Annotated in this window: 9 protein-coding genes; 8 read left to right on the top strand and 1 reads right to left on the bottom strand. The window is 59.1% G+C overall.

Annotated elements, in window-relative coordinates; translation table 11 throughout:
- The first annotated feature begins 906 nt into the window (after window positions 1–906).
- Genes AC1DVN_RS30170 through AC1DVN_RS30135 form a run of 8 tightly spaced genes read left to right on the top strand, consistent with a single transcriptional unit; the run spans window position 907 to window position 8,253 of the window.
- Complete coding sequence (locus AC1DVN_RS30170; protein ID WP_477848070.1) at window positions 907–1,890, top strand: NAD(P)H-dependent flavin oxidoreductase; 984 nt, start codon at window positions 907–909, stop codon at window positions 1,888–1,890.
- Between the two features lie 51 nt (window positions 1,891–1,941).
- The gene (locus AC1DVN_RS30165) at window positions 1,942–2,526 is read left to right on the top strand and encodes an antibiotic biosynthesis monooxygenase (protein WP_477848068.1); all 585 of its coding nucleotides are present in this window, start codon (window positions 1,942–1,944) and stop codon (window positions 2,524–2,526) included.
- A 25-nt stretch (window positions 2,527–2,551) separates the two neighbouring features.
- Window positions 2,552–3,946, top strand: coding sequence for an FAD-binding protein (locus tag AC1DVN_RS30160; protein ID WP_477994741.1), 1,395 nt, complete (start codon window positions 2,552–2,554; stop codon window positions 3,944–3,946).
- Window positions 3,947–3,998: 52 nt separating this feature from the next.
- On the top strand, window positions 3,999–4,937 hold the full coding sequence (locus tag AC1DVN_RS30155) for a beta/alpha barrel domain-containing protein (RefSeq protein WP_477994739.1): 939 nt from the start codon (window positions 3,999–4,001) through the stop codon (window positions 4,935–4,937).
- The gene (locus tag AC1DVN_RS30150; RefSeq protein WP_477848065.1) at window positions 4,934–5,674 is read left to right on the top strand and encodes a hypothetical protein; all 741 of its coding nucleotides are present in this window, start codon (window positions 4,934–4,936) and stop codon (window positions 5,672–5,674) included. The genes AC1DVN_RS30155 and AC1DVN_RS30150 overlap by 4 nt, the downstream gene beginning before the upstream one ends.
- Window positions 5,649–6,740: an isocitrate/isopropylmalate dehydrogenase family protein gene (locus tag AC1DVN_RS30145; protein ID WP_477994738.1), complete on the top strand. Its 1,092-nt coding sequence runs from the start codon at window positions 5,649–5,651 to the stop codon at window positions 6,738–6,740. The genes AC1DVN_RS30150 and AC1DVN_RS30145 overlap by 26 nt, the downstream gene beginning before the upstream one ends.
- Window positions 6,737–7,426 carry an RraA family protein gene (locus AC1DVN_RS30140; protein ID WP_477848059.1) on the top strand — a complete coding sequence of 230 codons (690 nt, stop codon included), beginning with the start codon at window positions 6,737–6,739 and terminating at the stop codon, window positions 7,424–7,426. The genes AC1DVN_RS30145 and AC1DVN_RS30140 overlap by 4 nt, the downstream gene beginning before the upstream one ends.
- The gene (locus tag AC1DVN_RS30135) at window positions 7,402–8,253 is read left to right on the top strand and encodes a DUF6282 family protein (protein ID WP_477848057.1); all 852 of its coding nucleotides are present in this window, start codon (window positions 7,402–7,404) and stop codon (window positions 8,251–8,253) included. The genes AC1DVN_RS30140 and AC1DVN_RS30135 overlap by 25 nt, the downstream gene beginning before the upstream one ends.
- On the opposite strand, the gene AC1DVN_RS30130 is transcribed toward AC1DVN_RS30135, so the two are convergent.
- Window positions 8,225–9,208, bottom strand: coding sequence for a LysR family transcriptional regulator (locus AC1DVN_RS30130; RefSeq protein ID WP_477848072.1), 984 nt, complete (start codon window positions 9,206–9,208; stop codon window positions 8,225–8,227). The two genes, AC1DVN_RS30135 and AC1DVN_RS30130, sit on opposite strands and share 29 nt — an antisense overlap.
- Between the last annotated feature and the right edge of the window lie 45 nt (window positions 9,209–9,253).

The following is a 9,253-nucleotide window of genomic DNA, read 5'->3' as shown; positions in this document are numbered from 1 at the left end:
ATCAATCAGTGCCGCAACGGGTTGACGCTCGTCAACCACCCACAGGTGAGCAGCGGCGAAGAAGACATATCGAGGGCGCAGGAACCTGCGCCCGAGGTCGGCGCTCACGCGCCTTTCAGCAGAGTCATGACATCGACGGTACCAGCGAAACTGGCCGTCCACTTGCTGTCAAGCTGTTCGACCCAACTCCGGCAATCGATCTCTTCGTCGTTGGCGTGCGAAAGAGACAAAGCCGGCTGTCGATTCCTTTCTCGAGTGCATGGGCCCCTGCGGATATGAAAAGGCTCGCGGATACGAAGCTTGTCGTATGGCATCGATGATGATTGCAACATCGACTGGACGGCAGGGCGTTTCGGCATCTTCGGCCTGCGTGGAATCAGTCTCCCATCAGAAGTGGTGAGCTTTCGCGCAGGTCTCCACGTCGACGAACAATTGGGATGCTTGCCCTTACTTCAAAGTTGCAAATTTCGGATACTTTTGGATATTCAGTTTACTTAGTCTTGTGCATTCCTTAGGTTTAAGTATCGAGAGAATTGATATCGGGACTCACCTATTTGAAATGACGAAGATCACACTATGTAGTTCGACATGCCAAGTATACGTAATGTTAACGAATGAATATGTTGACTTCTGGCAATAATTTAATGCCGATACATCTCCCCTCATCTCAAATGGCCAATTAGACCGCCAAATGTGGACAAAACGGATCTTGTCGAACATAAAAACCGCTGCTCACCTCGCTCTAGTCACCGTCTTGCCATAGTCCGATATTCAACCAAAAATCTGAATATCAGCTATCACTAATAGCGAATAGACGTTTATGACTTTCAGAAGTACGTTCATGTCGTCACATTCCTGCAGTGAAGATCCCGAAACGTACAGCGAGGATTATGCATGGTAAATAAAGTGAATAAACTTTTGGGAACGCGCTATCCGATATTGTCCGCACCGATGGGCGGAGTGGCAGGTGGTCAACTGGCCGCCGCAGTCTCGAACTCTGGTGGTGCCGGCCTCGTCGGAGTCAGCTACGGCAACGAAGAATTCATAGATTCGGAGTTGCCCATCGCCGCCCGGTCACGTGGCGTCTGGGGGGCAGGCCTGGTGATGTTCACCTTCGATAAGGCCCCTCACTTGCTCGACAGCGTCTTGTCTCACCGGCCGCCACTCGTTGCATTGTCATTTGGAAATGCCGCCCAGACCAACAAATACGTCGCAGCCATTCAACGTGAGAACCTGTTAGCCGCCGTGCAGGTTCACGACACCGACCAAGCTCAAGAAGCCGCCGCTGCCGGAGCCGACGTGATCATTGCCCAAGGATCCGAAGCAGGTGGACACCACAAAGACCGTGCAACGTTTCCGCTCATTCCGGCAGTCGCGGACGCACTCAACGGACAGATCCCACTTGTTGCAGCCGGTGGAATCGCAGACGGCCGGGGACTGGCGGCAGCACTCGCTCTCGGCGCCGACGGGGTCATGATCGGCACTCGGTTCGCCGCCGCCGCCGAAGCGCTCACAAGCCCATCCTTCACCGATTCCTTGATCAACGGACACAGTCGAGATCTCCTCGATACCCGTGCCTTCGACATCATCCGTTCAATTCCCTGGCCACCTCAGTACACCGCTCGCGCTCTCGGGAACGACTTCTCCCGCAAATGGTTTGGCCATGAAGACGAACTCGCCGACCACGCCGCCGCCCTCGTCGACGCGTGGTCGCAATCGGTCTCCGATGACGACGTCACACAACGACCGTTGTTCGCGGGGGAGAACATCGATCTGATCACCTCGGTTCAACCGGCCGCTCAGATCATCGAGTCGATGATCACACAGGCCTGCTCGGTTCTGGACGCGCTCGGGACGACCGAGTTCCGCAACGCACTTCCCGCTCACTGACCGGCCAAGGCCCCGAGCACCATTCAGCGACAACGAAAGAAGGCGAAACCGATGTTCGTACTACAACTGACCTATCTTGCGGATTCTGACGTCCTCACCCGCAGCAAACCTGACCACATTCGATGGCTACGCGAGCAAATCAACGCCGGCTCTGTGGTCGCAGCCGGACCCAGAGACGGGGGTGGTGGCGTCGTAATCACCTCAGACCTCGACGACGAAGCTGTCGACAAACTGGTCGCCAGCGACCCGTGGACCGTCGACGGACTGGTCCGATACGACCGTATTCACTTCACCAGTACCTACAGCGCCCCCGGCGTCTTTCCCCGCCCGAACTCTGACGAGGTCACTCTCATCAACGTCGCACTCACTGACAACCCTCAAAAATCACTGGCAGCGCTCAACGACGCAGTCGACCACGTCGCCCACACCGCTACCGGCTTCCTCGGGTCACGATTGCTCAGAAGCACACAGAACGACAGCATCGTCAACTTCGCCCGATGGAACAGTCTGAACGAGTTCGAAGCGATTTTCGACGACCCCGAGTTCACTACGCGCTACGCAGCTTTCGCTGAATCCACCACGGAAGCCCGCTACAGGCTCTACCGCTCGGCACACATCATCAGCCCGCAGTCCTGACATCCCCGATCAGAGAGGAACCACCGTGAACACTTCGTTCGACCTCGTCGTCATAGGGCACGGAGCCGCTGGGCTCTCCGCTGCCGTCACCTACCTCGAAAGCGCCGACGCCGACGCACACGTAGCCGTCCTCGAACGATCTACCCGCGAACAGCGCGGTGGCGCCACCCGATGGACCGGGGCGTTCCTCCGCATCGACAACGAACACAACTTCGACGACACGTACTCAGATCGGCTCACTGAAACCTCGGGAGGGCGTGCTGATCTCGACTACCTACATATCTTGCACAAGGACACACCCGCAGCTATTACATTTCTGCAGGATCGAGGAGTCGAGATCAGCTTCAATGAATTCCCGTTTCCTCACACCTTCGTCAGCGGGCAGCCGTCCATGTCCGCCCCGGCAAGCCCCATCGGAGGTGGAGCGTCCATCGTCGAATCCTTGTCCGCCCTACTCGAATCCGACAGCCGCGTGGACTTGCAGTACCAAACCGAGGCACTGTCGCTGCTGACAACGGACGGAGTCGTCACCGGCGTTCGAGTACGAACTCCACAAGGCCAACGCGACCTGACCGGTTCTGCTGTCGTCCTCGCAAACGGCGGGTTCGAGGGGAACCCGGAAATGCTCACCCGCTACATCGGCCCCCGCGCATGGGAACTACCACTCATCGCGCCCGGCATCGCCAACAACCGAGGCGACGCACTCCGGATGGCGCTCGAGGTAGGAGCTGACACAGCCGGAGCATTCGACGGCATCCACGCCGAACCCGTCGATCGTCGATCGACATCCGCCGACGCGGTTCTCTACGGATTTCCTGCAGGAATATTCGTCAATGACCACGCCGAACGCTTCATCGACGAAGGAAAAGACACATGGGACAACACATTCGAGAAAGTCGGCTACTCGATCTGGGCGCATCAGAACCAGAGCGCCTACTGGATCGGTGACGCCACCTCCGTCGACTTGCCCTGGTTCGAGCGCGCTCTCCTGAGCGACGTCCCACCGGTCACGTCGAACACGATCGAAGATTTGGCCGAGCAACTCGGTCTGGAACCCGCGGCACTCACAGCGACGATCTCGCAGTTCAACGCTGCCACCGACGATGTCACATTCGACCACACACGATTCGATGGCAAACGGACCGAAGGCCTGACAATCGACAAGTCGAACTGGGCAACCCCCATCGATACAGCGCCGTACATCGGGTTTCCTCTGACAGCCGCGTTGTGCTTCACCTATGGAGGCATCCGAACCGATCCCGATGCCCGCGTCCTTACACCGTCGGGAACGCCTATTCCCGGTTTGTTCGCAGCAGGTGAAGCAACCGGTCTGTACTACAGCGAATACCCGCCAGCAACATCGGTGCTCCGCTCGGTCGTCTTCGGCCGACGTGCTGGCGCCTCGATCTTGAACCTGTGACTACCTGACGCACCATCCCGTTCGAATTCAGCCCAACGCCGAGGAGCTTGACATGCGCCTGACCAATCTTGACGTCACACTACGTGACGGCGGCTACCGCAACAGCTTCAATTTTCCCAGGCAGTACGCAATCGACCACGCAGCATTGGCCGTCGAAGCCGGATTTGACTGGGTCGAAATCGCCTATCGGAATGGATCTTTCAACCCCAACACAAGTAACGGCCTCACAGGCAGAGGCGAGGACCGATACATCGCTGACGTCACCGCCCGAATCGGCGCTGATCATGTCGCCCTGATCGCCCACCCCCACAACGTCGATGCGAAGGATCTCGAATCCGCCTACGCCGCGGGAGCCCGACTGATCCGCTTGTGCGTAAACGCGAATGACCCCTCCCTCACCTGGAACTTGCTCTCCCACGCCCGCTCTCTGGGTTTCGTCTGCGCGGCGAATCTCACCAGAGTCAGCAACCTCGCGCCGCGAACGATCGCAGAACTGGCCGGTGCTGCGGCCGCTGCGGGAGCGAACGCACTCTACCTAGCCGATTCCAACGGAGCGATGCAACCGGCAGATGTCACTCGAATGGTCACGGTCGCCGGCGATTTCAGCGGTCTCCAAATCGGATTTCACGCACACAACAACATTGGTTTGGCGCTCGCGAACGCCATCGCAGCGGTTTCGGCAGGCGCATCCTGGATCGACTCATCTGTGTTGGGCATGGGCAAAGGAGCGGGCAACCTCATCGCAGAGCAGTGGATTTCATACCTCGACAGCTGCGCACCGGAAAGCTCAGGATTCGAACTTGCAGCATTGCTCGACCTCTCCGCCCTGCTATCAGACGCGGTTCCGGAATCGGCGCCAGTCGTTCCTGCCACCGATCTACTACTCGGGCGATACAACCTGTCGATCGAACACAAAAGCAAGGTGCACGGACTGGACTCGCAAGCCAGAGTTCGTGCGGCACGTGACCTCGAACAGGCGCTCAGCGCGTGACCGCTCGTGCAGTGATCTTCGCTCCGGCACTGCCGATCTGGGACGAAGGTGCATCCGTCGAACCAATCAGAGCAGGGCTCGATCGACTCGGAATCGCCGCACACATCGTCGACACGAACTCCCTCACCGAAGAGGCCACCAGCATCGAACACTTGGCAGAGTTGTGGGCTGAACACCTTTCCGGCTTGCACTTCGATCTTGTCTGCGGAAATGCCCTCGGGGGCGCCGTCGCGACAATGTTCGCAGTACGGAACCGCCTATCGTGTCCAGTGCTCACGGTCTCCGGACCGGTGCGGACCAGCCCCAAACTCAGCGACCGGTTGACCACGATCATCAACCTCGCCGCGTCAGGGGATATCGACGCGGCCATGGTCGAATTGCACGCAAAAGTGATGCCCGCCGGTGAAGCAGCATCTCCGACTCCGCCACTGCAGCTGGCACGGCACAGCCGCCTTGTCGCAGCTCGACGAATTGCTACCGGACTGTCGATGTTGCGGACAGTCAACCTCGACGAGGCGACGCACAGATACCCGGGTCGAATCGTGAGCATCGTGGGAACACGATCCCAATTGGTCGGGGCCGAACACACTGCCGACGGGCCAACGTCCAGCACTTTATCGGTGGCCGGCGCCGGTATGCGACCACATCACCACAACCCGACGTGCATCGACGTCGCATTGACCGAGATCCGCCAACCTTTGGAGACAAGCCATGCAATTAGCAGTTCTGCCCGGTGACGGTATCGGCCCAGACGTCATCGACGCTGCGCTCCCCGTGATCGAAACCGTTGGGTTGCCCTGGGCGCTCGAATACGGGGATGTCGGCTGGGAGTGCTGGCGATCGGGCGGTGACCCTGTGCCTCCACGGACTTGGGAATTACTCGGTAAAACCGACACGTGCCTACTAGGGGCGATCACCAGCAAACCCGCCAGAGAAGCCGAGCAGGAACTACCCACTCGTCTTCGCGTCAATCCACCGATCTACCGATCGCCCGTCATCCAGTTGAGGCAGAATCTCGGGCTCTACGCCAACGTGCGCCCCATTCGAGACCTGCGAAATGACCAGTTCAATTTCGTCGTCATCCGTGAGAACACTGAAGGTCTTTACGCCGGCCTGGACTTCCGGCCGGTACCGGCGGACTTGTGGGAACACGTGCGGGTACACCCGAACGCCGCAGACTCCGGCCGCGAGGACACCGCCGCGACGATTCGGCTGCAGACGCGCACCGGTATCGAGCGATTGGTGCGTTTCGGATTCGCGTACGCGCACTCGCACGGTTTCGACCGCGTCACGGTGGCCGACAAACCGAACGTACTTCGAGCTTCGAGCACGCTTTTACGAGGCATCGTCGAATCGATTGCCGAGGAGCACCCCGAGATCGAGGTGGAGATCCTCAACGTAGATGCACTAGCCCTGTGGATGGTCACCCGCCCTGAACGTTTCGGAGTGATACTGGCGGAGAACATGTTCGGCGATATTCTGTCCGATCTTGGTGCTGGGATCATGGGCGGACTCGGGCTGGCGCCCAGCGCGAATCTCGGGAGTAGCGGCAGCTATTTCGAACCAGTGCACGGAAGTGCCCCGAAAATGGCGGGCACCGGACGCGCCAACCCGTTGGCGACCATACTGACAATCGCCGAGATCGCCGAACATCATGACTTCCCCCGTGAAGCGACAACCATCCGCAGTGCCGTTCGCGCAGTCGTGGAGCGGCGCCACTCGTCCGAGGTGACTTACGACCTCGGAGGTACCGCAACCACTACCGCAGCAGCAAACGCAGTTCTGAAGGAGATCGAAAGATGACCACTTCCAAGCCGCAAGTGTCCGCCGAACTCGTATACAGGGCAGAACAACTCGATACTGCTGCCGTGTCGGATGCTCTCGACAGCTTGGGTCTCACCGGCCACCTCAAGGCCCTGGTACCCAGGGTGCCCGGCTCCCGAACTGTCGGCCCTGCATACACAGTGACTTACCGGCCGGTTACGGAGTCCGCCAGCGGATTTCACAATGCTGCCAACTACCTTGATGATGTGCCCGCAGGTTCGGTCGTCGTCGTGGACAATTTCGCGAATACCGACTGCACGAATTGGGGAGGTCTGCTGACCTCCGTCGCTCAGCGTCTAGGGGTCAGAGGGACTGTGGTACACGGGGCTGCACGTGACATCGCCGAAATCCGCGACGCGAACTATCCGTTGTTCAGTGTCGGAGTGTCGATGGTGTCCGGAAAGAATCGGGTCGAGCTGGACTCCGTGGGCCGTGAGGTGACTGTCGGCACGGTCATCGTTTGTCCCGGGGATCTCGTTATCGCCGACGACAATGGTGTTCTCGTCATTCCAGAAGACAGAGCTGCGGAGGTCATCACACGGGCAGAAGCCGTCGACCGAACCGAAGCGAAGATCGCGGCCGCGGTAAGTGAAGGTATCCGCCTCGATGAGGCACGGTCGCGATTCGGATATGCCCAGCCGTGGAACGAGGACCGGGAACGGTGAGTGCACCGGCATTGGTCGATCTTCATGTCCACGCGGGGCCGGACCTTCTTCGTCGTCGACACAGCGTCATAGAAACGGGCCGACACGCTCAACGAATGGGGGCTTGGTTCGTCGCCAAGTCACATCTCGGATCAACCTGCGAATCGGCATGGGAAGCACGTGAACTCGGGCTTCCAGTAAGCGGGTCGGTCGTCCTCAACGATGTGGCTGGTGGCGTCGATCCCAGAGCGGTCGAGCGAGGTGTCTTCGCTCAGGGGGAGCATTGTGACGCACGCGTGATCGTCTTTCTTCCTACCATGCGTAGCGGACACAGCTCAGGGGTCGAAAGCTTCGCGCATAGCGGTTTCACTCGCGCGAGATGGTCGTCCGCTACCGCGTTCACCGCAGAGGGCACTGTGTCCAGGCAGACGTTCGACGTTCTCCGATGCGTGAGAGATCATGATCTGATTATTGCGACCGGGCACAGCAGCGCTGACGAGAGTCTACGAATCATGGATGCTGCCGCGGCGATCGGTGTCGAACGAGTTTTACTCACCCACGCGACACACCCGATGTCGGGTTTCTCCCTGGACCACATCGCAGAGTTCGCGTCCAATCCGGCTATCTGGGTTGAGGTGACTGCGCTGAGCGTCTTGATGAATCGGCATCCGTACGAACGGGTTATCGAGCTTGCCGGTGTTCACCAACAGGTCGTGTTGTCGAGCGACCTCGGCCAACCGGATCGTCCCGATCTTCCTGCCGGTTGGCAGTTGGCAAGTCAGTGGTGCGCTACAGAGGTGTTCGACCGGGTCTCACGGGTCAACCCGTCTCGCTTGTTGTTTCGGTGATACGGCTGGTCATTCGCCCTGCCAGCTCGCGTGGGACGCGCGCGTAGACGGATGAACGAGAGGCAACCAATGCAAGCGTCTCTTCAATAGGGTTATCCGACAGTGGAATCCAGCGGAGTTCTCTCGAAGCGGGGAGGTCATCTCGCGAAGTCAGCATGAGGGTTGAGGGATTGGCTGCCAGCGTGTGGGTTATGACAGCCGGATGATCGTCGTCGATCGAGACTATCTCCGGGAACCATCCGCGTTGGTGCAGTTGAGAGAGCATTCCACCTCTTTCGGTGTCGCTCTGGGCGGTGTCCAAGCAGAGTAGTTGCTGTGCCGACAATTCGTTCCAGGTCACCGCGTCCCGGCCGGCGAATGCATGGTTGCTGTGCACGGCGATTCCGAGAACGTCCGTCCGGAATGCTGTCACATTGATTTCCTTGTGATCGAACGGAAGTCGCACCACTCCGAGCGCTATCCGTTGTTGTTTGAGATCGGCCAGTAGATCTGATGTGGCGGTCGAATGCAATCGCACATCGAGGTGATCCTCCACCTTGTTTGCGTAGCAGCCCTGCAAAAGCCGAGTGAGGTCTGAGATACGCGCGTAGGCAATCCCTGGGCACAATGCCAGGTGGAGGACGTGAGGGGGCGGTGAAGGCCGCGCGGCTTCGATCGCGTCACGGATTTGCAGCGGAAGCGGTGCGATGCGGTTACGGAAAGCCTCGCCGGCGGCGGTCAACACCAGCCCCCGTCCGTTCCGGGTGAACAGTTCGAAACCGATGCGGGATTCGAGTCGCTTGATCTGCTGGCTGAGGGTTGGTTGAGCGACCTGCAATAGCGCTGATGCGGAAGACACCGATCCGGTATCGGCAACAGTGAGAAAGTATCGAACACTGCGAATGTTGATGTCATCGATAGTGGCGATCGGACCGAGCAATTCGGCCGTCGATGATCTGATTGGTGACGTTCGCACAACGGTCAATTCAGGTCCTCCTGTTGTTGGGCGAGCATGCGTCGA

This window comes from Rhodococcus sp. P4_E4, from assembly GCF_056401575.1.
This window is presented reverse-complemented; position numbering and strand designations above follow the sequence as displayed.

Excerpts from the sequence above, each read along its gene's own strand:
- AC1DVN_RS30155 (WP_477994739.1), top strand. The coding sequence starts at position 3,999 with ATGCGCCTGACCAATCTTGACGTCACACTACGTGACGGCGGCTACCGC.
- AC1DVN_RS30145 (WP_477994738.1), top strand. The coding sequence starts at position 5,649 with ATGCAATTAGCAGTTCTGCCCGGTGACGGTATCGGCCCAGACGTCATC.
- AC1DVN_RS30165 (WP_477848068.1), top strand. The coding sequence starts at position 1,942 with ATGTTCGTACTACAACTGACCTATCTTGCGGATTCTGACGTCCTCACC.
- AC1DVN_RS30140 (WP_477848059.1), top strand. The coding sequence starts at position 6,737 with ATGACCACTTCCAAGCCGCAAGTGTCCGCCGAACTCGTATACAGGGCA.